At 27.9% G+C, this 24647-nt stretch carries 15 protein-coding genes; 2 read left to right on the top strand and 13 right to left on the bottom strand.

Annotation, left to right across the window (positions count from 1 at the left end; genetic code table 11):
* The first annotated feature begins 788 nt into the window (after nucleotides 1-788).
* Nucleotides 789-1283: a PTS sugar transporter subunit IIA gene (locus tag NG918_RS10700; RefSeq protein WP_252216035.1), complete on the top strand. Its 495-nt coding sequence runs from the start codon at nucleotides 789-791 to the stop codon at nucleotides 1281-1283.
* Nucleotides 1284-1382: 99 nt separating this feature from the next.
* On the opposite strand, the gene NG918_RS10705 is transcribed toward NG918_RS10700, so the two are convergent.
* The 7 genes from NG918_RS10705 to NG918_RS10735 form a co-directional block, all read right to left on the bottom strand.
* Nucleotides 1383-3035 carry a PTS transporter subunit EIIC gene (locus NG918_RS10705; protein ID WP_252226146.1) on the bottom strand — a complete coding sequence of 551 codons (1653 nt, stop codon included), beginning with the start codon at nucleotides 3033-3035 and terminating at the stop codon, nucleotides 1383-1385.
* A 248-nt stretch (nucleotides 3036-3283) separates the two neighbouring features.
* A complete protein-coding gene (gene glcT / locus NG918_RS10710; protein ID WP_252216041.1) occupies nucleotides 3284-4138 on the bottom strand; it encodes a glucose PTS transporter transcription antiterminator GlcT in 855 nt (284 codons plus the stop codon).
* A gap of 175 nt (nucleotides 4139-4313) precedes the next feature.
* On the bottom strand, nucleotides 4314-5270 hold the full coding sequence (locus NG918_RS10715) for a GNAT family N-acetyltransferase (RefSeq protein ID WP_252216051.1): 957 nt from the start codon (nucleotides 5268-5270) through the stop codon (nucleotides 4314-4316).
* Nucleotides 5271-5788: 518 nt separating this feature from the next.
* On the bottom strand, nucleotides 5789-7162 hold the full coding sequence (locus NG918_RS10720) for a flagellin N-terminal helical domain-containing protein (protein WP_252226149.1): 1374 nt from the start codon (nucleotides 7160-7162) through the stop codon (nucleotides 5789-5791).
* A gap of 444 nt (nucleotides 7163-7606) precedes the next feature.
* Nucleotides 7607-7768, bottom strand: coding sequence for a carbon storage regulator (locus NG918_RS10725; RefSeq protein WP_252226151.1), 162 nt, complete (start codon nucleotides 7766-7768; stop codon nucleotides 7607-7609).
* A gap of 466 nt (nucleotides 7769-8234) precedes the next feature.
* On the bottom strand, nucleotides 8235-10154 hold the full coding sequence (locus NG918_RS10730) for an FUSC family protein (protein ID WP_252226153.1): 1920 nt from the start codon (nucleotides 10152-10154) through the stop codon (nucleotides 8235-8237).
* A 512-nt stretch (nucleotides 10155-10666) separates the two neighbouring features.
* Nucleotides 10667-11428, bottom strand: a complete 762-nt coding sequence (locus NG918_RS10735) for a tRNA threonylcarbamoyladenosine dehydratase (protein ID WP_252216063.1) — start codon at nucleotides 11426-11428, stop codon at nucleotides 10667-10669.
* A 290-nt stretch (nucleotides 11429-11718) separates the two neighbouring features.
* Between NG918_RS10735 and NG918_RS10740 the strand changes: the two genes are divergently transcribed.
* Nucleotides 11719-12411: a 5'-methylthioadenosine/adenosylhomocysteine nucleosidase gene (locus NG918_RS10740; RefSeq protein WP_252216067.1), complete on the top strand. Its 693-nt coding sequence runs from the start codon at nucleotides 11719-11721 to the stop codon at nucleotides 12409-12411.
* 61 nt (nucleotides 12412-12472) lie between these two features.
* Here NG918_RS10740 and NG918_RS10745 read toward each other — a convergent pair whose 3' ends face one another.
* The 6 genes from NG918_RS10745 to NG918_RS10770 form a co-directional block, all read right to left on the bottom strand.
* On the bottom strand, nucleotides 12473-13834 hold the full coding sequence (locus tag NG918_RS10745; protein WP_252226156.1) for a cell wall-binding repeat-containing protein: 1362 nt from the start codon (nucleotides 13832-13834) through the stop codon (nucleotides 12473-12475).
* Nucleotides 13835-14010: 176 nt separating this feature from the next.
* On the bottom strand, nucleotides 14011-15162 hold the full coding sequence (locus NG918_RS10750) for a YibE/F family protein (RefSeq protein ID WP_252216071.1): 1152 nt from the start codon (nucleotides 15160-15162) through the stop codon (nucleotides 14011-14013).
* A gap of 198 nt (nucleotides 15163-15360) precedes the next feature.
* Nucleotides 15361-19782: a CehA/McbA family metallohydrolase gene (locus tag NG918_RS10755; protein ID WP_252226158.1), complete on the bottom strand. Its 4422-nt coding sequence runs from the start codon at nucleotides 19780-19782 to the stop codon at nucleotides 15361-15363.
* A gap of 393 nt (nucleotides 19783-20175) precedes the next feature.
* Nucleotides 20176-21495 (bottom strand): hemolysin family protein, encoded by a 1320-nt coding sequence (locus tag NG918_RS10760; RefSeq protein WP_252226160.1) that lies wholly within the window; start codon nucleotides 21493-21495, stop codon nucleotides 20176-20178.
* 433 nt (nucleotides 21496-21928) lie between these two features.
* The gene (locus NG918_RS10765) at nucleotides 21929-23185 is read right to left on the bottom strand and encodes a DUF1015 domain-containing protein (RefSeq protein WP_252226162.1); all 1257 of its coding nucleotides are present in this window, start codon (nucleotides 23183-23185) and stop codon (nucleotides 21929-21931) included.
* A gap of 299 nt (nucleotides 23186-23484) precedes the next feature.
* A complete protein-coding gene (locus tag NG918_RS10770; protein ID WP_252226164.1) occupies nucleotides 23485-24393 on the bottom strand; it encodes a D-2-hydroxyacid dehydrogenase in 909 nt (302 codons plus the stop codon).
* Nucleotides 24394-24647: the final 254 nt, after the last annotated feature.

Below are 24647 nucleotides of genomic sequence, written 5' to 3' on the forward strand. Positions count from 1 at the left end.
AGCGTTCGTCCTGAGCCAGGATGAAACTCTCAAGAAAAAGGTTAATCTTGACTTACTCAAATAAAGAATTGCTGGTTTATTTTAATGTTTCTTGATTTCTGTTCAATTTTCAAAGACCAAAGTTTCATCGTTGACATTCTTGTCTACTTTTGTTTTATTGTGTCACCCTTAAGCGACTTCATCAGTATAACATTTTGTTACTTTTCTGTCAACATTTTTCTTTTAAAAAACTTTCTTTATTTTTACTCTCAAGCTCTGCTTAAAGAGAAATTAAATCATTTTTTTAAATTTGTTAACTTGTCTCAAGGACGTGTTTTATCTTACCATATATTTTTTAGCTATTTAGACTTATTTCTCGTATTTTCAGGGTTTAAGTCCCTAATTATTCATTATTCTGCTATTTTTTTTATTTTTCTACTATTGATACACGTGGTTTAGTATTCCCCATTCTATTACATTATTATCCTTTACTTCATATAGTTTCATCTATATTATTTATTATCAACCTATATTTTAACATTATATACTATATAAATAGACACTAAAATTATAATTGTAAACGTAATTAAAGTTTATTGACATCCTTAATATAAGATTATATAATTATCTAGACGTGTTACTGTTAAATCAGGCATAAGTTTTCTTAAATAGAGAAATCTTATGCCTTTTTTTATTAAACATTAATAGTAATATGCTTATATTTTTTAATATGTAGGTAAAAATACAATATACAAGTACATAATGTAGAGAAAGGATGTGAATTATCCTGGTTAGTCAGGATATAATTTATGTTTGGATTATTTAAAAAGAATAAAAAAGAAGATAGCAATTTAAAATTAGTAGCACCTATTACAGGTAAATCAATTCCTTTATCAGAAGTTCCAGATCCAGTTTTTGCTCAAAAAATGGCTGGAGACGGTTTAGCAATAGAACCTTCTGACAATGTAGCTGTTGCTCCTGCAGATGGTGAATTAACTTTAGTATTTAATACTAAGCATGCATTTGCAATGACATTAGCAAATGGTATAGAACTTTTAGTTCATATTGGTATCGAAACTGTATCTTTAAATGGAGAAGGATTTGAACAATTAGTAGAACAAGGAACTAAAGTTAAAGCTGGAACTCCTATAATAAAATTTGATAGAGAATTTATCAAATCAAAAGGACTTCCATTAACAACTCCTGTTTTAATAACTAATGTTGATACATTAAAATCAATAAAAGCTACTGAAAATGTAGATACTGTAGCTGGTGAAACTTCAATAATAGAATATACTCTATAATTTTTTTAAAAGATTCACAAAATTTAAATGCCCTAGTAGATAACTTAATATTTATCTACTAGGGCAAAATTTTTATAAACTAATTGTATAAACTAATTACTAACTAATACCTAATATATCATTAATAGCGTTTTTATATCCGTCAGCTTTAGCTCCAAATATAGCTTGGATTCCATTACCCACTTCCATAACACCTGCTGCACCTAAAGTTTTTAATTCAGCTTTATCAACTTTAGCTTTATCTTTAACTTCAACTCTAAGTCTTGTTATACAAGCATCAACACTTACAATGTTTTCTTCTCCACCTAATGCTGCTAATACAGCTGGTGCTTTTTCAACTATTTCACTCTTAGCACTTCCATTTTTGCCTTGGAAATCAGCTTTAGTGTATAATTTAGTTTCTTCTTCATTTTCATCTCTACCAGGAGTTTTTAAGTTAAACTTCTTGATCATGAATAAGAATAAGAAATAGTAAACTACTGCATAAATTGCTCCTATTAATAGAACCATAAACCATTTAGTTGGAACTCCTGCTCCTGCTGGAAGTAATCCAAATAAACTAAAGTCAATTAATCCACCTGAGAATGTCATTCCTATAAATACATTGAATATATCCATTAACATGAATGATAAACCTGCTAATATACAGTGTACTCCGTATAATACTGGAGCAACGAATATGAATGTAAATTCTAATGGTTCAGTAATACCTGTTAATAATGAAGTAATAGCTGCTGCTAATAATAATGATCCAACCGTTTTTCTCTTGCTTGGAGCTGCTGCTCTATACATAGCAAAAGCCGCTGCTGGTAATCCAAACATCATGAATGGGAATTTACCTGCCATGAATCTTGTAGTTCCACCAACTATTGTTGACATAGTGTCAGCTGATGCACCTACTAAATCAGTCATGCTTGATAATTGAGCAAAGTATGCTGTGTTAGCACCTGCTACTGTTTGCCAAGTTCCATTAACTAATATTTGACCATCAACAAATGATCCAAACCAGAATGGAGTATAGAATACATGATGTAATCCAAATGGAATTAATGCTCTTTCAATAACTCCATAGAAGAATGTTCCTATAAATCCTGCATTTCTAACTGCATTAGCTATAACTCCAATACCATCTTGAACTATTGGCCATAAGAATGCTAATATAGCTCCTACAACTGCCATAGTAACTGCTGTTATTATTGGAACAAATCTTGATCCTGAGAAAAATCCTAATATTTGTGGTAATTGGATTTCATGGAATCTATTATGTAATATTGCTGTAATAATACCTGTGATAATACCACCAAACACTGACATGTTTAATGTAAATATACCTAAGTTAGTTGTAACATATGTTGCGTATTTACCAATGCTATCTGGAGTAAGGACTCCTAATTGAGTAACTCCTAAAGCAAGTAATGTTGAAATAACTTGATTCATTACTATAAATCCAAATACTGATGCTAATGCTGCTGTACCTTTGTCTTTTTTAGCAAGACCTACTGCAACACCAACTGCAAATAGTATTGGCAAGTTTCCAAAAATAATATCACCTATATTTTTCATTACTGTTAATATAGCAGTAACTGCTGGAATACTAACAAATGCTATAAGTGGCTCATAAACTGCTGGTGGGTTATTTAATCCTGCAATTCCAAGTAAAGCTCCACCAACTCCTAATAATATACCTGCGATTGGTAAAGCTGCGATTGGTAGCATTATAGCTTTACCTATTCTTTGTAAATATTGAAGCATAATAATTCCTCCTAAACTAATTAAATAAAATAAAATTAAATGTTATGTAAGTATATATTGCTATTTTTAGCTGACCAGCTAAAAATTATGCAAATAAAAAAGACTTAAATATAAGCCCAGAAAAATTTATTCAATCAAAAACAGTATTGTAATAAATTTTTCTTTACTTATATTAAGTCTTGCCTGCTTTACCAGTTACACCTTAATTATATAAACATAATATCATATTATTTCCCATTTGTAAAGGTTTAATTATTTTTAGATACTTTGAATCTTTCAACATGAATAGTTAAAAATGCAACTTCATCCTTTGTAACCTTCACTTTAAGTTCATCTTCAATAATCTTAGCAATTCCTTCTGATATTGAATATGATTTCTTATATGTCTTCTTTATAATTCTAGATAAATCATTATGAACACATGTATTATCCATTATTCTTTGAAGTGCAAATTTAATATGCGTACAAAATCTTGCATAATCTAAAGATTTTTTGTTTATTTTTATTCCTAATCTATCTTCAACATATTCAGCTATAGTGCTACTTAAATAAGTATTTTTTATTGTATTAGAAAGTTTACCATTATTTAATGAAGAATGTATATGAAGCGCTATAAATGCAACTTCTCCATCAGGTATCATTACATTTGAATAGCTCCCAACTCTTTCTGCCACTATTTTAGCTAATCTGAATTCTTCTGAATATAAAGTTTCTGTCTCAACTAAAAAAGGATTCTCTATTTGTTCATCATTTTTCATTCTTTTAACTGCAAAAAATAAATGATCTATTAGACCAATGTGTATATGTTCATTTAATTCTTCATTCAATTGTTTAGATATTTCATATATAGCTTCTTCACAAACTGCAAAGAATTCATCATCAATTTTTTCTATCATACCTTGAAGGCTTTTTATATTTTCCTTGTTTTCTATGGTAAATATTTTTTCTATTTCTGTATTTTCAGGTATGACATGACCCGGCTTTTTACCAAATCCTATACCTTTAGCAAAAAGTATTTTTTCTTTATCAGATGAATCAACTAAAACTATATTATTATTAAAAACCTTTGACACTACTTCGCTTTTATTAAGTATTATTGTCATTTTACTATCCTTTCTATATACAAAATTTATTATTTATAATAACTCATAATTAATTATATCATTAAATTTAATCATAATTCGTATTTTTTTAACAAAGTAACTGTATCACGCTTTATTAGTTAAAAAAATTGAAAGTTTCAATAAAAAGCGTACATACTTTCTAAAAATATATATTTTATTTAGATTGTTTTCTATAAAATTCCTCTTTGGTAATATAATAAGTAACATGATCTTTCCACTGACCATTAATAAATAAATATTTCTTATTTATACCTAATTCATTAAATCTACAGCCTTTTAATACACCTTTTGATTTTTCATTTTCTAATAGTGCTGACGCTTCTACTCTATGCAGATCTTCTTCAGTAAAAAGATAATCTATAAAAAGATTAACAGCTTCTTTCATATATCCATGTCCTTGCTCTAGCTTATCTATAGAATATCCTAAGATACCATTTTTAAAACTTCCAAAAACTAAACTAGATACTTTTATTTTTCCAATGAAATTATCATTTTTAAATATACCTACTTCAATAGAACTTCCATTTAAAAATTGTCTATAACTTTCATTTAATATATCTCTTTGCCCATCCAATGTATAAAAATTATTATCTCTATTAGGTTCAAATGGAGCTAGATACTCCTTGTTTCTTATGTAATATTCCAATAAGTCATTTGCATTTCCAGGTGTTAAATTTCTTAATACTATATTTTTGCCTTTTAATTCTATAAATAAAGATTTTATTTTATGATTATACTCTGTACGAGTTATTCCAAATGATAATTCATCTAAAAATTCACCCTCATGATATTGATTTTCACTAAATATCCCCTCTAAAGTAAACCCTAAATCTAAAAAGGAACTAATCTCTATTCCCTCTACAGTTTTAATATTAATTTTAAATATATTTAAATCCTTAAATACAGCCCTAAGAATCAGTTTTAATGTCTCTTTTAATAATTCACATTTACAAGCTTTATAAAAATTAAGTTTAATATCACATTTTTTGCTTGAATCAGCAAACTCTATTATATAAAATCTACCAATAATTATATCGCTTTTATCTTTTATTATATATTCTTTCTTTGATAACTTACTTACTTCTATTTTAACCTTCAAATTAGATTCCATCAAAATTCTCCCACTGCATTTAATTGAAATAGCACTTACATTTATTAATGAAAGTGCTACCTTATATATATTATAATATTTTTAACCTGCGTATACCATAGGTGTTGGTGAAATTAGTTAATTTATTTAATGAGTATATACCCTAAATTTCATATCCTTAAAACAACTATCAATTCTAAACTTGTACCTGTAAAATTTTACACCCCAGGGGTGAATAAAAAATTATATCTTTTGCGATTAGATGGGGCGTTCTTTTTGGTTTTTAAACTTAATTTAAAACCTTTTATGTTATTGAACTTCAAAATCACATTCTTTAGAATCTTCTTTTAAAGCTATATTAATTGTGCTACATATTCTATAAATCCATATAAAATTCCATAAAAGATTTTTCTTCACCACTATCAACTCTCAATTTTTAACTTTCAACTCAAAAAAGCCAGAGCTTTCGCCCTGACTTTTTAATGTGTTAAAAATTGATTTAACTTTATTGAATAAATGTTAACTCACATAATTCCTAATTATCTTAATAATTGAAGAACTGCTTCTGGTTGTGACTTAGCTTGAGCAAGCATTGCTTGTGAAGCTTGGCTAAGAATGTTATTCTTTGAGAAGTTCATCATTTCTTTAGCCATATCAACGTCTCTAACTCTTGATTCTGCAGCTTGTAAGTTTTCACTTGAAGTTCCTAAGTTATTGATTGTATGTTCTAATCTGTTTTGGTATGCACCAAGTTTTGATCTTTCAGTTGATACTTGGTCTATAGCTTTTTGTATTGTTGTAACTGATTTGTCTGCTGATTTAGCGTTACTTACATCTATACCATCAACACCTAAAGATTTAGCTCTCATATCTCCTATTGATAATGCTATATTTTGACCTTCGTTAGCACCTATTTGTAAGTTTGCTCCTACTGAATCAATTTTAACATTTCCTTTAGTAACAGTACCTGCTGCTTTTAAGACATCGATTTTTAATCCTTCAGCACCTGCAATTTCATCTTTAATTTCTATAGAATTACCCTTACCTGTAATATCTTTTCCACCAACTGTGATTTTTGCATCTGTTCCAGCGTTTACTGTAGCAGCTGCACCTGTTCCTGTTGCAACAACATCATCTGTTATTTTTCCTAACTTTACATCTGATCCAGCTTGATTTGCTGTTATAACTAATTTATCACCTGCTGACGCTGTTGCAGTTGCATCTATTCCTTCTTTCTTTAAGAAGTCATTAACCTTACCAAGTATATCTGCTGTCTTAGTCTTTGCTGCTAACACAAGTTTTTTATCACCAATTGTTAAAGTTACATCCTTAGCACCAATATCTGCATTAGTAGCTATAGCTGTTGTTGATTCTTCTCCTGTTCCTACTACTGTTTTTGTTATTGCAAATTCTGTATCAACCTTAGTTTTATCTGAAGATCCAGTAACCTTAATTACATCTTTAAGATCATCTCCTAAAGTAGCCTTTACATCAGTTTCTCCATTTAATAACTTCTTAGTATTGAATTCTGTAGTATTTCCGATTCTGTCAATTTCTGAAGTTAATTGGTTGATTTCTTTTTGTATTTGTCCTCTATCTGCATCATTGTTAGTATCATTTGATGCTTGAACTGATAATTCTCTCATTCTTTGAAGAATTGAGTGAGTTTCATTTAAAGCACCTTCTGCAGTTTGGATCATTGAAATACCATCTTGTGAGTTTCTTGTAGCTTGGTCTAATCCTCTGATTTGACCTCTCATTTTTTCAGAGATTGCAAGACCTGCTGCGTCATCTCCAGCTCTATTTATTCTTAAACCTGAGCTTAATTTTTCCATTGATTTTCCACTGTTAACAGTGTTCATTCCTAAGTTTCTGTGTGCGTTCATTGCGTTCATATTGTGATTGATTATCATAATAAAATACCTCCTTGAATTTTGAAGTGGACATCCTTTTCCACCATAATTTATTTTTTTATATTTATAGAAACCCTTACGGGATAACTAACAGTTTTGAGTTGAGAATTGAGAGTGGAGAGTTGAGAGTTTATTAATTATCAGTTTTTCTTTTAAAAAACTTCCTTAACTCTCATTTTCCTATAGCTCTCAAATTCTCTTTTGTCGTTTTGACTATTGATACAAGCATAGTATTTAATTTATTACAATCAGCTATGATTGACTTTGATTCAGCTATACTTATATAGTCAGTTGCTTTTAAAAGTTCTCCTACTGCGTTGTGGGACAAAATCGAAATAAAAAAAGAGCGATCTTCATTAAAACTTAGCTTCCTGCTAATATTTAATGAAAATCACTCTTCCTGAGCTTGTACTATTATTAAATTTTACATAAAATATGAAAATATTATTTATTCATACTTTCGTATACTTCGCCTCTTACGATTTTAATTTCTCTTGGTGCATCAATTGCAAGTCTTAAATTGCCTTCTTCACTTCTTATTACTGCAACCTTTATTTTGTCATCTATTACTATATATTCACCTGGTTTACGACCTAAAACTAACATTCAATACAGTCCCCCTAACGCTTGTCGTATAAATAAAAAAATGGGAGCATACCCTAATTTCATTAGCTTCCTGCTAACTATAATAGGGTTATACGCTCCTCCTGAGTACTCTCATTGCATCTTGCAATGAGAACAATTTTTAAATTTAAAGTAAAATAACTTCTTGTTATTTTATAAGACAAGCCTCTTCCTGAGACATTTAAATTCATCCTGAATTATCTTATATTTATATTATCGTAAGATTTATTATCCACTTTATACTTATTTTAAAAATTTTTCTAAGAGCATAAATAACTTTTATGGTAAATTATATATTATGTAACTCGCTCATTCTAATTATAGCATATATATGATTTTTTTCAATAAAATTCTATTTTTACATATCTCTATTTAAAACAAATAAAAAAATACCACTCAATTAATAAAATTAAGTGGTATTTTTAACAAATATTAAATAATCTCTACATTATATAACGCTAATATCATCTAAATTATTTACGCCATTTAAAATTTCAATATAATCAACAAGAGCCACCTTTATATTTAACTCTTTAATTTTATCTAATTTATCTGCTAAAGATGATATTTTATCTTTAATATTAATTTTCTTATTTTTAATTATAGTTCTTATATCTTCACGTATTTTATAATGATTATTATTGTCTAACCAAGTGTATAAATCATATATATTAGTAACTAATAATCTATTAGAATTTATATAATTTATTAATTCTTCATTATCTTCATCAAAATTATTAGATTTTAACTTTTCTTCAATCATTGTTGATATAAGAATATTATTTCTTATTAAATCATAGTTTGGCTTCATTCCATCTATTAATTCTTCCATACTTCTTAATAATTCTATCGTTACGCCTTCATTCATTTCTATAAGATCTTTTTTAGCATCCATAGCTTTATATTGTAATACAAATCTACTTAATAATAGTCCAATAATAGATCCTATTATAACATACACAATTCTATTGATACTTAAAACAGCTGTTCCACCCATAAGTGCTGCAGAACCTATTGCTGATATTGTAACGCATATCATATTATATTTATATTCCTTTATATATCCACTTATATATCCAGCCATCATAATAATCATAGTTCTCATAGTTAAATCTTTAAAAATGTAAAATAAAGTTGCAATTATAGCTGTACCTACAAATGTTGATAATATTCTATACTTAAATTTTTCTTTAGATACTTCATAATGTGGTTGAACCAATGAATGTATAGTGAATATAATCCATCTTCCCTCTGATAAATTAAAATAATCCATTATAAATCCACCAATAGCAACACCAAGTCCTAATCTAAATGCATAAGAAAATCTTAGAGAATCTAGTGCAAAATGTTTTTTAAAAATATACATTGCTTTAAATTGATTTGGTATTTCATCACCTTTATTAATAAGATTATATTTTTTCTTATCTAAACCTTTTAGTTCATATAAACTAGTTTTTAATAAATGTAACGAATTAAGCATTCTTGCTATAATAATGTTATTAGAATTTTTTACATTATATTTTTCTAATAGTTCATTAAATAATGCATCTAAATTTTCTAAGTTATTTTCATCCTCAAAACATATTTTCACATTATCAATTGATATTATTATATCGTCTTCTATTTCTTTTATTTCATTGATTTGTTCAATATCATCGCCTCTTTTAACTCTTTCAATATCATCTAAGAGAACATTTAATTTATCTAATGATAGGGAAATATTTAGTTTTATTCTACTTTCTTCTGTTATATAAAAATGCTCTGCTCTTTTATCATAAATAATTTTTCTGAATTCATTTATAGAAGATTTTATTTCATTATCTATTTCTTCAAATGACTCATTATTTCTAATAGCTCTAATCTTTTGTAACATACTAGTACAACTTTTTGCTAAAAGCTTATTACCTTTTTTATAAACTCTGTTTCTGTTTGCTATTAATTGAATTGCCATAATAGACACAGCTCCAAACGCTAATGATAATAATCTTAATGGTAATTTATCAGCTGTAACTGGAAAAGAAAGCATAAATAAATACTGAAGTGTAAATGGAATATAGCTAGGAGAATTTAAGTTATAGCACAGTCTATATGCTATTATAAATAGACTTATAAAATTAAGCGGTATGGCTAAGAACATATTGCTTGATGCTAAATACGTAATTATCCCCATTAAAACATTGAAAACCATTAGTCCTACTGTATTTTTTACAGGATTTAATGTTAAATCTTTTGTCAAGAATAATAGCATGCCCGTTATGGTAGTAACTCCTATTAATATATTGTCATCTCCGAATATAGTTTTAAAAGTTATTACAAATACCATTATAAATATAAATAATATCGTTTGTGATACTATTTTCTTTTTCATTTAATCACCTTTTTTCTTTTGATTTTTAAGAGTTAAAAAGCATTTTACCATAAAATAAAATATCATACAATATTTTATTATCGCATGATATTTTTATGTTTTTTATAAAGTTATCAACACTATCCACAATATGTTGTTGATAACTTTTGTTTAAATACTCAACATATTGTGTAGTATGTAAATTCCAGTTAAAATTAAGCTCGTTATTTATTACACATTTTTGTCATATACTGGCCTATATGATAGAAGCACAAAATTAGTTTTCTAATCATATATTCTTTCAAGTCTTTTCTTAAAGCATACTTAAAAAACAGAAAAATAAAATATACATTATTCTTATTTTTACATTTATAGACGTTTTATATTATTTAAAAATAAAAACTAGTGTATATTTGTATACTATTCACTAAACATAAGTAGAATCATTAGATATTATACACTTATTTCAGTTATTTAATTTATAAAACATTTAATCCTACTTTTATTGTGGATAAAATAAATTTTTTACTTAATTACTTAATTCCTAAAATATCTTTTATAACTTCTCCTGCAATTATCATTCCTGCAACTGGTGGCACAAAAGATATACTTCCAGGTATTTGTCTCCTAATGGCACATTTTTTAGTTCCCCCTGTACAAACACATCCTGTTTTACAAGTAACAACATCTTCTACTTTAGGTTTTAAAGGAATTTCTTCCGAATATACTACCTTTAACTTTTGTACTCCTCTTTTTCTTAATTCATGTCTCATTACTTTTGCTAATGGACAAACGCTTGTTTTAAAAACATCTGTAACTTTAAATTGAGTAGGATCCAATTTATTTCCTGTACCCATAGAACTCATTATTTTTATATCATTTTTATAACAATACTCTGCTAATCCAAGTTTGGCTGAAACTGTATCTATTGCATCTACTATATAATCAATATTTTCTGGAATTATCTCAGATATATTGTCTTGAGTGACAAACATTTGATGAGTTATAACATTACAACTCTTATTTATAGAAAGAATCCTTTCTTTCATAACTTCAACTTTAGACTTACTTATAGTATTATATGTAGCATGTATTTGTCTATTTAAGTTTGTTAAACAAATAGTGTCATCATCAACTAATATTAACTCTCCAACTCCGGCTCTTGCAAGTGATTCAACAGTGTAACTTCCTACGCCACCGATTCCAAAGACCATTACCTTACTATTTTTTAATTTATCTAAACCATCTTTTCCTATTAACAATTCTGTTCTTGATAAAGAATGTTGTGCTAACATTTTCTTCTCTCCTTATAACTTTAATTTATATTGTTTAAAACATACCCTATTAAATAAATCATATTATAAAATTTCTACATTATATAAATTTAGTTTCTTATATAAAAAGATAAATTATACTATGAAATCTTTCGCTCATATTATATCATAAAATAAGAGTATTCTACTCAACTAACTTGGATATAATTTTAACATTAATTAATATTAAAATTACTATTAAGTTTTTCTTTTAATGTTTATAATATAAATTATAACTTAACAGAATGTAATTTATTTTTAGGAGGATTTTTATGACAATTGGAATAATAGCTGCTATGGCAGAAGAATTAGAAATATTATTAAAAGATTTAAATCTTGAAGAAAAGAAAGAAAAAGCAAACATGATTTTTCACAAAGGAACTATAAAAGGTAAAAATGTTGTTGCTGTTGTTTGCGGAATAGGTAAAGTAAATTCAGCTGTATGTACTCAAATATTAATATCTGAATACAATGTTGATAAAGTTATTAATGTTGGTGTTGCTGGTGGTATTGGAAAAGATATTTACCCAGGTGACATAGTTGTAGCTGAAAATTTAGTACAACACGATATGGATACTTCAGCATTTGGAGATAAGATTGGGCAAATTCCAAGACTTGATACATTTGATTTTAAATGTGACAAAGACATGGTTTCTGCTGCAAAAAAATCTTGTGAAGAAATATCTGAACTAAACAGCTTTACAGGAAGGATAGTTTCTGGAGATCAATTCGTTGCTAACTTAGAAAAAATTCAATGGCTTGAAAAAGAATTTGGCGCTATTTCTTGCGAAATGGAAGGTGCTAGCATAGCTCAAGTTTGTTACTTGAATTCAATTCCATTCGTAGTTATTAGATCAATTTCAGATAATGCAAATAACGGAGCTCATATGGATTACGAAAAATTCACTCCAATTGCAGTTAAAAACTCAACTAATATACTTAAAAATATGTTAGAAAAACTATAAGAACAAAAGGTCCCAGCTGGTGACAGTCACCAGCTGGGACCTTTTTTAGTTGAGAGTAAACTTACTTCATAGTAAAATAATCAGAAACTTGAACCTTACAGTTTCCCAAGTTATCACTTATTTTTTGAGTATCATAAATTCTTGCAAGCTTCATCTTAGCTGCTCCACTTTTAATCCAGTTATATCCTACATTTTTAAATTCCAATGTATTAGTATTACCATCACAGTAAACAGTTTTTACATATGCACTATTATCAGATTCAAATCCATATAATACATAAGTTCCTTCTTCAAAGTTTCCCTTACCTTGAACTGTACAATTGAATTTACTATCCTCTTTTTTAGTACTTACATTAGTTATTTCATTATTTAATTTAGCTTTACTTACAACTTGCATTTTTTCTGATCTAAAGCTTGTACCATCATCCTTTTTAGGCGTAATTTTTGATACTATATAATCATTTTGATTCATTTCCCCTAATATATCTGTTATAAAAATAGTAGCTTTTGAACCATTTATTTTATCCGGCTTATCCCATTTTATAGTATCTACAATCTTATTATTTGAATTATACATTTCACATTTCGCATCATATTCAACATTACTTTTAATTTCATAATTAAAAGATACGTCTTGTTTATCTATATTTAACTTAGATACATCTGAATAATTTGAATTTGAACTACTATGATGCTTTTTAGAGCCGCCTGATTTTTTTTCTGTATTATCATTAACTTTTTCCATATCATTTTTTTGTTCAGTTCCAGAATTATTGTTAGTAGTGTTATTTGCATTTTGGTTTGTCGTTACATCTATATTTCCTTGAGCAAATTCTTTAGCTATCTTAGGAACTTCACCACTTATACATTCTCCACTCTCAGAGAAGGTATATGTTTTTCCTTCAATAACAACATTACCTTTTTGCATAGCTCCAGTTTCACTTAATGAATAAACCTTATTATCAACCTTAACTACACCAGTTTGCATTGCTCCAGTTGATGAGGTATAATACCATTTTCCATTATCACTTACCCAACCTGTCTTCATTATGCCTGAACTATCAGCATAATACCATGTTCCATTATCATTGATCCAACCAATTTGCATTGCTCCACTTTGAGAAGTATAGTACCAATTTCCACCATCATTAACCCAGCCTGTCTTCATTGCACCTGAAGCATCTGTATAATACCATGCTCCATTATTATTTACCCATCCTGTTTTCATATAACCATCTTGTCCAAAGTAATACCATGTGTTATTTATATTTTCCCAGCTAACAGAATAAGAGCTTACCTTATCATTCCACCATCCATTACTATCTTGCTTCCATGCTGCTGATGCTCCAACTGGAGATACAGAAGTCACAATTGATAGTGCCATTACCGCTGCTGTAATCTTTTTTAATCTAGCACTTTTCATAAAATTTTACCCCTTCCATAATTTCAACTCATATTATTTTTAAATCCACTGAACTTTTAGATTTAATAAAAATAACGTCCTTAACCTACCATTAAGTTTAAAACTGATTAATAATTTATTTAATAAAAAAACTTACTTAAACCTTATTTGAATTCAATTCATTAACAAATTAAAAATCATATTTGTTTTTTGTATCTACATAAATATGAAGTAACTATTGCTGTTATTGGAACCGTTAATATTATTCCAATACTTCCTGCAAGTCCTTGAATTACTTCTGTACCTATTACATCTAGATTCATTAATCTATTAAAAGTCATATTAGAAGAATATATTAAAATAAGTAGATTTAAAGAGCCTCCTGCAAAAGCTAAAATTAAAGTATTAGCCATTGTACCTATTATATCTCTCCCTATATTCATCCCACTTTTAAATAGATTACTTATTGACATATCTTTGTTTATAGAATGAATTTCAAATATAGATGAAGATATTGACATAGCTACGTCCATTACAGCGCCTAAAGCAGATATTAATATTCCTGCAAACATTATTCCTCTTATTTTAAGACCTGTAGTTTCAGATATATACATAATGCTTTCTGCATCAGTCAAATTTACTCCTGAAAGATTAGCCCATAGTCCAAATACATAAGCAAATATACCTGCAATAATAACCCCCGATAAAGTTCCAAGTATCGCTGCTGTACTCTTTCTATTTATCCCTGATATCAATATAAGAGTTATAGTTATACTTACAACTGCAACTATAAGTGATGATAATATAGGACTTACCCCTTTAAGCATTAATGGTAACATCAAATATATAACGCAAACTATTGTAAATATTAACGATACAATTGCCTTAATTCCCTTAAATCCACCTATTAATAATATTGAAACTAAAAATAACATTCCCATAGTTATTAATACATGACTTCTTGTAAAGCTTGAAATCATAATATCATTTATATTTCCATCTTTAATATACAACGCAGCTATAACTTTGCTACCAGTCTTTACCTTAGTGTTATAAAGCCTACTTATATTATTAAGTACATTATATTCACTATCTTTATATGGTCCATCTAGAATTTTTAATTTAACTTCCTGATAACCTAATTCTATATCATCGATATACTTGTCCTCTTTAAGATTTTCCTTGTTAACTTGAATTACTTGTGCTTTATAATATTCAACACCTCGGTTTGCCTTATCGTCTATAAATCCACCAGTAAATATAAATTTTGATGAATATATAATAGCTAAGCCTAAAACCAAAGTTACTATTATGAATATAATATCTATTTTATATTTTTTTATCTCCACAGAAAAACGCTCCCCTTATTTCACTATACAGAAGGACATTGTTAATGAGTGTTTAATATAACTATCTCTTTAACTAAATATATAATTTATTTTTCACAAAACTTTCTTTATATAAACATAGCTCAAAACTAAATGCCTTCTATAATAATGATTTACTTCTTCTAATATTAATTATCTTTTACTTCTTAAGTTTAAAAATTAATTAACTCTATTTCTTGTTAAGTTTTTGTTTTCCCAATGTTTGCTCACAACATTTTCTTGAAATTTAATTTCACCAGTATTTCTTACTCTTAATCTACCACCTTCAGGATCCCATGATGCTAACCCAATTGCTGAAACTTTATCACCAACTTCAATGTTCTTATCCCATTTACCTAAAGATTCTTCTTTATTTATTCCGTCCCAAATATATCCTTCAACATATACTCTTGATATACCTGATCCATCATCAATATATAGGTTTTGCTTGTCCGTTCTTATAACTTTTCCTTGTACTTTAACAAGTTTTCCACCATTAATAGGTAACATACTATCACCTGTTGAAAGATCTATAGGTTCTACATCAACTATATTTTCATCTATTAATTTAACATTTTTAGATTCAATATTTCCTGATACAGGTCCAGCATTTCTATCTGCTAATGAAATTTCAAGTTCACCTTGATAAGCATCAACTACACCTGTAATTCTAACTTTTTGACCAACTTTTAGCTTAGTACTAGATACTCCAAATATACATGCTCCACCAGTTTCATCTGAAATATATACAACTTCAAAGAATGAATTCATAGGTTCTACAGCTTCAGATTGTGAAGTAACATATCCTTCAACAGTAACCTTTTTACCATATAAATTTGGTGTTCCATCATTATTACTATCTTTTCTGATGTCACCTAACTTAATTGTTTTAGTTTCCTTAGACGGCATCATCCAATTTACAATATTATCTGTAATTTTTATATTAGAATATTTTTCTCCATTAGTACCATCAATCTCAAAATCAGAGAAGAAAGTATTTCCTGAAACTACTATTTTTGCACCATTACTTAACTGTTCAACCCCCATTGTATTTACGCTTCCTTTAGGAACTTCTACATTATCTTTATCACCATCAGCATCCTTTGTTTCAGTAGTCTCAAATCCTTTAACTAAGAAATCAACGCCCTCATCATTTGCTCCATCTGCTAAAATTACTGATGCACCATTATAAAAACTATATTCATCTTCACCATTCTTAACTCCATTAAGTAAATTGTAATTTGGTGAATCATAATTTTTTAAATATAATCTATATTTTTCTTTTCCGCCAGTAGTATTATCAATTACTTCATCATCATTTACTCTTAACTTAGTTCCTATAGCTTCTAAAACAGAATTCATTTGACTTCCATTGCTATATTCACCTTTTCCATCTTTATAGTCTGCTCTAGTTGATACTATTACATTTCCTCCATTTTCTACATATCTCTTTATGGCTTGTATTTCACTATCCTGAAATTTACTTGCTTTTAAATCTCCATTATCAGTGCTTTGTGGATTTGTAAGAACTAATATCTTAACATCTTTTAAAGTTTCATCAGTTATCTTCTCTTTATTTATTACTGTTAACCCATCTTTTTCTGTTAATAAACTCTTAAATGCAGTATATTTTCCAGCATAATCACCTGTTACATATTGATTATAGTGAGCTCCATCAACTAATATCTTTTTAACATTCTCTGGATTTACAATCTTTACTTTAGCACTAGTAGTAAATGTTTTTTCTCCCTTATCTAATTTAACAGTTGCTTTTGCGTATAAAGTATATTCTCCTTCTTTATCTGCTTTCCAATTAAACTTAACATTCTCTGTTTGAGTACTTCCTACCTTTTCAACTACTTTTTCACCTATTTTATTATCAGAATTTATCTTATCCTTAAAGAATTCAAACTTAACATCCTTAACTTCATTTTCACCATTATTGAAGAATCCAACATTAAGTTCTACATTTTCACCTGGTAATGTCATATCAGTATCAACAGATGCATTTGATAACCCAACATTTAAAGCATCTCCAACCCAAACAGGAGAAGTTACTGATATATCCTTGTCTTCTTGCACGACCTTAACATAATAGTAACTATATTCTGGATCTAAAGTTAATTCCCAGTTAGCATCATTAGAATTGAAAGTTTTAGATTCAACTTCAACTCCACCATTAGCAATTATTGAAACTTTCTTTATCTTATCAGTAGGATCATTTGCATTTATCTTAAACTTAAGCGTATCCTCATCTCCTAAAGAACTTCCCATCACTTCATCATTTACTGTATAATCTATTGTCATATCAGTATCTTCTGAAGCATATACTCTCTTTTCTCTAAGAGCATCATATATAGATTCTCTTGAATTATCATCTGCAAGTACTATTGTTCTAGCATTATTAGATGTAAACCAATTTCCTTTATGGTTATCTTGGCTGTTAGTTGGAGCAACATGCCATCCTTTATCTAAAGCTCTTGTATAATACTCGTAACTTGGGAAATATCCTGATCCTCTTATTGAACCTTCACCATTACCTACTTCAATTAAGTTTACATATTTGTCAGCACCTTCACTATAAAATCCAAAGTCAGCAAAATCACCAAAAGTCTTGCCTGGGTGGTTTAATTGAGATATTGATTGAGGCTGAGTTTGAATAGTCTTGTAGTAATTTTGTAAATCCATGGCTTTATTATTTCTTGTCTCAAATCCTGGTGTATTGAATGTATTTATATGACCCCATCCGCCAGTAGAACCTGACCATGTCATTTCATATCCATAAATAGCTGTAAAATCTCCAGGTTTATTATATTCATCAGCTATTTTATGAGCTTGTGTCCACTTTTGGCTAACTGATCCATCTGCTAAATTTGCATCTTTATCATTATCAAACCAGTTTGAATGGTCTGTTACTGCATAATAATCAGCTCCATTTTCCTTTACCCATTTATAAGCTTCATCTAGTGAACCGCTTCCATCTGAAATATTAGTATGTGCATGAAGTTGTCCAAATAAATGTTTTAATTTAGCATCAGAGTCAAATACTCTAAATGTCCATTCTTTAGTAGTAACATTATTAACAATATCCTTAACTTCTACTTTTACCTTATGTGATCCAAATGTAGGTTTTTCATTAGGTACACATTGTATTGAATCATTTTTTATTGTGCTATTTGCCGTAACATCTTTATCATCTAAATAAACTTTAACAGAATTTATATCTATTCCTTTATCAGACTTAATTGAAGCTTTTATTTCAGAAAACGCTTCCATACTTACTCTAGAATTTTCTCCTGGGAGCATATCATATATTTCAGGTGCAGTACCATTTGTAACTTTCATAGAATAAATATCTGTCTTAGTTTCGTCATTCTTGTCTTTAGCATATATATAATATTCCATACCTTTTAAATCTAATTTTTCTTTTGGTAAAGTAATACTATATTTATTATTTTCGCCTTTTACCATTTCTAATTTTTCAAACTTTTCAGCTCCAGTAACTTTATAATAAAAATCTACATTACTAATTTCAATTCCAGTTAAATCTGCTTCTACATTTAAATCTTCATTTATATCAGCGATTTCAATATTCTTATGAGTTATACCTACATCTGTTTTAATAAAAGTACATGATTTTCCATAAATTTGAATAGCATCATCAAATCTCCCCATAGTACCTTCAACATTTACTCTATCACCAACCTTTATACCAGATGGATTACTAAAAATATCTATAGTTTCATCATTTTGTTTTAATAAAAAAATTTTTTTACCTTTACTATCCTTGCCTTCATCAACAATTGCATTTTCTATACTTACATATTTTGAATCATATTTGCCTGATTTTAGTTCTGAGATTGTTACAGTTTCTGGTTTTAAATCAGAATTTTCTTCAGTAACTTTAATTTCTTTTACTTGAAGTTGTGCTAATTTATGAAACTTACCTTTTTTACCTGTTACTTTAACCTTGTTTCCTTTTTTTACTTTATCAAACTTAAATTGAGTTCCAAAATTAGATATTGATATAGCGCCTGTATCATCTTCTATATATAATGTTTTACTTGAATCATTGAAAGAAACTACACCTTCTACAGTTGCTTCTTGATTCTTTTCTATTTTTAAAGCATCTTCAATGCTTATTATATCTTTTACTTCACTATCACTCTCAGTATTTTCTTTATTTTTATCTTTTTCATTATCTTCATTTACTTTTTCTTCACTCTGTGTTCCCTCTTTTTTCGGATCGATGTTATCGGTTACATTTTCTACGGAATTAAGTTCATCTTTTGAATTACTCTCTAAATTCTCTTCTGATTTATCCTTATCTACTTCCCCCTCTGAAGTTTCTCCTTTGTCTTTATCAGTATTTTCCCCTAAAGTTTCCTCTTTATCTGCTTCAGCTTTATCTTCTAAAACTTTTTCTTCATTCTTTTCTTCCTTGACTACGTTTTCATCAACTTTAGTTTCTGAATTAGCTTTTGAAATTGAATCAATTATCTCATCAAGAGCAAAAGATTTTTCAACTGGCAAAATAATAGAAGTAGTTAAAACTGATATAGAAATTAATAATGCAAGTAGTTTTTTATTTTTCTTTAACATTACTTCCCCTCCCATTAATTGTAATTATTTATAATTAATAGTATATATTATACATATTTACATTTCAATAATTGAAAATATATTTACATAATTGAATTATTATCTTTCCAAAAATTGTAAAAACATTATTTTTATAATAATATTTTTACAATTTTATCATTTCATTTAAAATTTACTAATAATCACATTATAATCTTGATAATATTTTTGATAATTTATTAAGAGAAATAACTTATTCACAATTTTAAATTTATTGTCAACAATAATAAGACTTATTCTTATAAATTTGTGGATATCTTTTAAAATTTAAATCTTTAAAGTGTGAGGATAACTTGTCTTTTTCTGATAAAATTATATTTTCTATTTTTTCTAGAGAGAGGTTTATTATTATGTTCACTTATCTCTCTGTATACATATTTTTATTTTTTCTATTCTTTTTTCTTTTACTGATTCTATTTTAAATATTACATTTTCATATTCAATAACTTTTTCTTCTATATCCTCAGGTATTCTTCCTATAAAATTGATTAAAAATCCACTTATAGTATCGCAATCTTCTGAAACTAACTGTATGTTAAGATAATCATTTAAATCATTTATAGGCATTAATCCATTAACTATAAATGTGTTACCATCTATCTTTTGTATATAACATTCCTCTTCATCATATTCATCATCTATATTTCCCATAACTTCTTCTATTAAATCTTCTATTGTAACTATACCTGAAAATCCTCCATACTCATCTATTAGTATTGCCATATGCTTTTTAGAGCTTTTAAGTTCATTAAACAGATCATCAATATTTTTAGTTTCAGGTACAAAATATGGTGAATGTAGTATTTTTCTTATATCTACATTTTCAAAGCCATATTTACGTGCTTCAAGCATAAAATCTTTCATATATAATATACCTATAATATTATCTATATCCTCTTCATATACAGGCACTCTAGAATATTTTTCTTCTATTAATTCATCTAAATATTCTTCTAATGGTTTATTTATATTAATTAAGTATACGTCTGTTCTTGGTGTCATTACTTCATCTGCCAATTTATCATCGAACTCAAATATACTGTTTATCATATCTTTTTCTGTTTCATTTATTACTCCATGTTCTTGACCTACTTCTACTAATGACCTTATTTCTTCCTTAGACACTTTTTCATCTAATCCATCTTTATCTAGACCTGATAATCTAACTAATATATTAGTTGATGCAGAAAGAAGTTTTATAAATGGGGCTGTTATTTTAGATACATATAATATAGGTCTTACAGAAAACATTGCGATAGCTTCAGATTTTTTAAGTGCTATTCTCTTTGGAAATAATTCTCCAAATACTAATGTTATATAAGATATAATAACAGTTACTATTATTAATGCTATTTTATTGCTATAAGGTATATTAAATTTACTTAAATAACGTGCTAAATCTTGTGATACTCCAGTAGCAGCAGAAGCACTACTGAAAAATCCTGCAAGAGTTATGCCCACTTGTATAGTAGATAAAAATTTAGTGGGCTCATCCATAAGTTTTAATAAAATTATTGCTTTCTTATCTCCATCTTCTGCAAGAAGTTTTATTTTATTTTTATTTAATGACACTATAGCCATTTCTGCTGACGCAAAAAATGCATTAACTAACGTTAAAATGACTATTAAAATTATTTGTGAAGTTATATTCACAGACCCAACCTCTAGTTGCATTACTATATTCCTCCCAATTTATATAATATAAAAATCATGATAATGCCATATATAAAATATTTATATATATTTATATTGTTCCTAATTATATATTTTAATTATTCATAATTAGTTTCAATAGTTTAGTTAAAATTATCTTATACAATAATTTACAGCCGATATAATTTTCTAATGAGCAACTGCACTTAAATGGCTGCTAGAATAAGTTGATAAAAATGAGGAAAATAAAAAGGAATAAGGCTTTTCAATATTTCTCTTCAATACTCTTGCAAGCGTTGAAAATCAATATCTTACCTTATTCCTTCTAACCCATTATTTTATCTATAATAGCCCTTTTTATTAATTACCTTTGATTTCCTCTGGTATTTTCTGTCCCTTTTTCTCTTCTTAGTCAGTCTGTTTTATTTAGCTAATCTTTATTTTGCAGAGACATTTATTTTAATTTATGAACAAATAATCCGCTTCTTAATTTAGGTTCAAACCAAGTAGATTTTGGAGGCATTACTTCTCCAATATCTGCTACTTTCATTATATCTCTAACTTCTGTTGGATACATTGAAAAAGCTATTCTCATATCAGTATTTGCTCTGCGTTCTAATTCTTTTAAACCTCTTATTCCTCCAATAAAATCTATTCTAGGTGATGTCCTTACATCTTCAATACCTAATATTGGAGTTAATAAATTATTCTGTAGTATTGATACATCAAGACTTAAGATTGGATCTTTTTCATTAAAAGTTCCTTCTCTTGCTTCTAATACATACCACTTATTTTCTAAGTACATGCCAAACATGTGCTTTTTATAAGGTTTAAATGGCTCATTAGTTGGAGCATCTGATATATCAAATTTATCTCCTAATTTATCTAGTAACTCATTTTTAGTTAATCCATTTAAATCTTTAACTACTCTATTATAATCCATTACCATTAAATCATTATCTGGAAATGCTACTGCTAAGAAATAATTAAATTCTTCTTCTCCAGTGTAATCAGGATTTTCTTGTCTTCTCTTTAATCCAACTTGAACTGCCGAAGCTGATCTATGATGTCCATCTGCTATATATAAATAATCTATTTCTTTAAACAAGTCTACTATTTCATCTATTATGATTTCATTATCAATTGCCCAAACAACATGAGTAATTCCGTCTTCTGACACAAAATTATATAGCGGTTTTCTTTTACTTTCATTTTCAATCCATGCTTCAATAATTTCTGATGCAATTTGATCTTCTTTATAAGTTAAAAATATAGGACCTGTATTTGCATCACAGCAATCAACATGCTTTATTCTATCATCTTCTTTATCTTGTCTAGTAAATTCATGTTTTTTTATAACACCATTAAGATAATCATCAATAGATGCGCAAAATACTATTCCTGTTTGAGATCTTCCATCCATTATTTGTCTATATATGTACAGACAAGGATTAATATCTTGTATATACTCACCATCATCAATCATTTTATTTAAATTGTCTCTGGCTTTTTCATAAACCTTTTTATCATGTACATCTATTGAAGGATCTAAATCTATTTCTGCTCTATCAATATGAAGGAACGAATATGGATTTCCCTTTACCATATCTCTTGCCTCTTCACTATTCATAACATCATATGGCAGAGCTGCTATTTTTGATGCTAATTCTCTAATTGGTCTGATACTTTTAAAAGGTCTAACTACAGCCATTTAAACTTCCTCCTAATTATTTAAAGTATTTTTATTTTAGGCTCTGTTTTAAATATATCAACACTCTGTTAAAACACGGCCTCTTTTACTTCTATTGTAAACAATTTCACTCAATTAATAAACTACTTTATTCATTTTTTAGTCTCTATTTTAAACATGTCTTGATCTATGCAATAAATAAAGTGGTCTTGTAATTAAATTATACTCATTTTAGTATTACTAAGTTCAATTACTCTATCCAGCTTTACTTATGCATATATCAATATATATTGTAAATCATAACTTTTTCTAATTAAATCCTACAATTTAAAAAAGTCTTTTATAATTGAAACTACCTCATCACCAATTCTAGTTTGAGCTTCTTTAGTCGCTGCTCCAATATGAGGAGTTACACTAACTTTAGGATGATTAATTAAAGCTTCATTTTTTGTTGGTTCTTCTTCAAATACATCAATTCCTGCACCTGCAATAACTTCATTATTAAGTGCTTCTAATAATGCAGCTTCATCAACAACTTTTCCTCTAGCGCAATTAATTAAATATGCATTTTTTTTCATCAAATTTAATTCATCTTTTCCTATTAATGATCCACTTTCTTTATCATACGGAACATGTAATGATATAAAATCAGATTCTTTTAAAACTTCTTCAAATGATAAAAATTGATAGCTTAACTCTTCATGCTTTCCTTCTATTGTATTGTATATAACGTTCATGCCTAATGCTGTTGCCTTTTTAGCTAAAGATTGTCCTATCCTACCCATTCCTATAATTCCAAGTGTCTTTCCTGCTAATTCAAATCCTTGATATTTCTTCTTATTCCATTCACCATTTCTCATAGTTACATTAGCTATTCCAACAAATCTTGAAACTGCAAACATATGAGCTAAAGCTAGTTCTGCAACTGAATCTGAGCTTGCTGATGGAGTATTTGTAACACTTAAATTATTTTTAACAGCATAAGGTATATCTATATTGTCTATCCCTACCCCTGCTCTAATAATTAACTTTAAATTACCGCCGATTTCTTTATCAATAACATCAGCTGTAACTTTAGTAGCTGATCTTATAACCAATACATCAAAGTCTTTTAATTTTTCACCTAAAATATCTTGATCAAAATGTTCATTTATAACTTCAATACCCAAACTTTTTAAACCTTCTATAGCTTTAGGTTGCAAACCATCGTTTATTAATACCTTAATCATAAAAATTCCCCCAATTTTTTTATAAGTTGAAAGTGGATAATTAAAAAGTTTAGAGTTTTTTTAAGCCCATCACATCAACTCTAAACTTTCACACAGTACAATGTTTCAATAAAATACCGCTTGTCTAAATTTTACATTTGGAGCAAGCTAAAATAGGACTATATTCATTGTTAGTGTTCTCAAAGTAAATTCCTAAGATTTAGATTATTATTTTAATATATGTGTATATATTCTATAGGTAAAGTGGCATTGTA

Origin of the sequence: Clostridium sp. ZBS2, assembly GCF_023845855.1 — a bacterium.
GTDB lineage: Bacteria > Bacillota > Clostridia > Clostridiales > Clostridiaceae > Clostridium > Clostridium aquiflavi.

What these genes read in the sequence shown, in the direction of transcription:
- NG918_RS10700 (WP_252216035.1), top strand. Translation starts at nt 789, where the DNA reads ATGTTTGGATTATTTAAAAAGAATAAAAAAGAAGATAGCAATTTAAAA.
- NG918_RS10705 (WP_252226146.1), bottom strand. Translation starts at nt 3,035, where the DNA reads ATGCTTCAATATTTACAAAGAATAGGTAAAGCTATAATGCTACCAATC.
- glcT (WP_252216041.1), bottom strand. Translation starts at nt 4,138, where the DNA reads ATGACAATAATACTTAATAAAAGCGAAGTAGTGTCAAAGGTTTTTAAT.
- NG918_RS10715 (WP_252216051.1), bottom strand. Translation starts at nt 5,270, where the DNA reads ATGGAATCTAATTTGAAGGTTAAAATAGAAGTAAGTAAGTTATCAAAG.
- NG918_RS10720 (WP_252226149.1), bottom strand. Translation starts at nt 7,162, where the DNA reads ATGATAATCAATCACAATATGAACGCAATGAACGCACACAGAAACTTA.
- NG918_RS10725 (WP_252226151.1), bottom strand. Translation starts at nt 7,768, where the DNA reads ATGTTAGTTTTAGGTCGTAAACCAGGTGAATATATAGTAATAGATGAC.
- NG918_RS10730 (WP_252226153.1), bottom strand. Translation starts at nt 10,154, where the DNA reads ATGAAAAAGAAAATAGTATCACAAACGATATTATTTATATTTATAATG.
- NG918_RS10735 (WP_252216063.1), bottom strand. Translation starts at nt 11,428, where the DNA reads ATGTTAGCACAACATTCTTTATCAAGAACAGAATTGTTAATAGGAAAA.
- NG918_RS10740 (WP_252216067.1), top strand. Translation starts at nt 11,719, where the DNA reads ATGACAATTGGAATAATAGCTGCTATGGCAGAAGAATTAGAAATATTA.
- NG918_RS10745 (WP_252226156.1), bottom strand. Translation starts at nt 13,834, where the DNA reads ATGAAAAGTGCTAGATTAAAAAAGATTACAGCAGCGGTAATGGCACTA.
- NG918_RS10755 (WP_252226158.1), bottom strand. Translation starts at nt 19,782, where the DNA reads ATGTTAAAGAAAAATAAAAAACTACTTGCATTATTAATTTCTATATCA.
- NG918_RS10760 (WP_252226160.1), bottom strand. Translation starts at nt 21,495, where the DNA reads ATGCAACTAGAGGTTGGGTCTGTGAATATAACTTCACAAATAATTTTA.
- NG918_RS10765 (WP_252226162.1), bottom strand. Translation starts at nt 23,185, where the DNA reads ATGGCTGTAGTTAGACCTTTTAAAAGTATCAGACCAATTAGAGAATTA.
- NG918_RS10770 (WP_252226164.1), bottom strand. Translation starts at nt 24,393, where the DNA reads ATGATTAAGGTATTAATAAACGATGGTTTGCAACCTAAAGCTATAGAA.